Here is a 1,375-nt window from a genome sequence, read left to right as displayed (position 1 = left end):
AAGTTCATTCATGGGGAATGCCTCCTGTGATGTTTTCTGTGGTTACTAAATATCATAAGGGAAGGCATTCCCTATTTCTATACAATTTAGAAATCTTTTATGCGTTTACACAAGATATTTTACGCTCTCGATATGAATGATGTTGACAGAAAAACTAGCATTAGAGACCTCCTTATTATATATAGTAAAGGATACTAAACGAAATAGATTAAGGTAGATTACAAATTTAATCCGAATTATTTGCAATTTAAAACGTAGTCTCCAATATTGTATTTAGTATGCCTCATAGGAATGCACTCTGATTTATGTGGCCCCCTTCAAATTGGAATTTGTAATCTAACATAAACGGCTTATTAATCACGCCTAACCGGCTCTTCAGGTTGTTTTTCAGGGTATATTTTTTCTGGATTTATTTGGGGAGTTTCAGGTGGAGTCTTTACTGGAAATCTTTGTGGTAATTGCTTTTTAGGCTTTTCTATTGGTATATGAGGAGTAATTTTGTTTGGGTGTTTTTCCAAAAGTGATATCATTAGCTATGCCTCCTTAAATTCTTCTTGAATGGAGTGTCGTCTTTTAAATCAGAGCGATGTTGATACCATTTTTCCGCTTGTTCCGTAGCAATTGAAATGGCCCGCTTATCGTCATAATTTTTTTCTTTAAGCGCATTTGCGATCTCAATAGCTTTTTTTCGAACCACTTTTTTCAAATTTTTCATTGATGGTGGGTAATTTTGTTCATTCCAAGGCATTTCAATAACCTCCATTCATATGATTTTAGATATGGAAAAGAGTATATAGATTATTTGTTATATATTAAATAAGATTACAGCATGTTGGTAAGCGTTGTCAAAAAAGTTGCTTTAGTTTCAACCGATAGTCACTAGACTCATATTTTAACTAAGAAATAGTATCCATGTAATTTGCCCCAAAAAGGTTTCTAATTATAAATTTCGAACTAGACATTGAATTATGATGATATTTTACGCTCTCATTAAAAGTGGTTAGGAACTTAGTTAGTGCTTCATTAACAGTCGCTGTCGTCCGATCTTTTAACCGGTATGCCCAAAGGAACCGTGATTTGCGATCGATTAAAGTTAATAAAACTGCCTTACTATGCCCACGAGGACCAACGACTGTATTTAGTTCAAAATCGCCGATGCGATTACGTTGATTAATCAGCATGGGACGCTGTTCAATTGATCGCCCCAAAGATTGATCATATTTGGATCGTTGGCGTACGCCATGTTCAGGTAGATCATTCAAGGAGAAACCAATTCTCCCCTGATTTAGCCAATTATAAATAGATTTAGTCGCTAGTTTAAATTCGTGAGCAATCATTCCTGGTGACCAGCTTAGACGTAAATGGTTGAGAATTT

2 protein-coding genes and 1 pseudogene are annotated in these 1,375 nt (G+C 34.9%); all 3 read right to left on the bottom strand.

What is annotated here, in order from left to right:
• Positions 1 to 353: 353 nt before the first annotated feature.
• Positions 354 to 530: a hypothetical protein gene (locus tag FAY32_RS14725; protein ID WP_154590010.1), complete on the bottom strand. Its 177-nt coding sequence runs from the start codon at positions 528 to 530 to the stop codon at positions 354 to 356.
• Positions 530 to 748, bottom strand: a complete 219-nt coding sequence (locus tag FAY32_RS14050; protein WP_010579558.1) for a DUF2188 domain-containing protein — start codon at positions 746 to 748, stop codon at positions 530 to 532. Before FAY32_RS14050 ends, FAY32_RS14725 begins: the two co-directional genes overlap by 1 nt.
• A 232-nt stretch (positions 749 to 980) precedes the next feature.
• A pseudogene (locus FAY32_RS14045) lies at positions 981 to 1,375 on the bottom strand (IS30 family transposase); the annotation flags it as partial.

The sequence above is a fragment of the Levilactobacillus enshiensis genome, assembly GCF_007115095.1.
Classification (GTDB): domain Bacteria; phylum Bacillota; class Bacilli; order Lactobacillales; family Lactobacillaceae; genus Levilactobacillus; species Levilactobacillus enshiensis.
The sequence above is the reverse complement of the archived record's forward strand: the minus strand, read 5'-3'. Positions and strand labels throughout refer to the sequence as shown.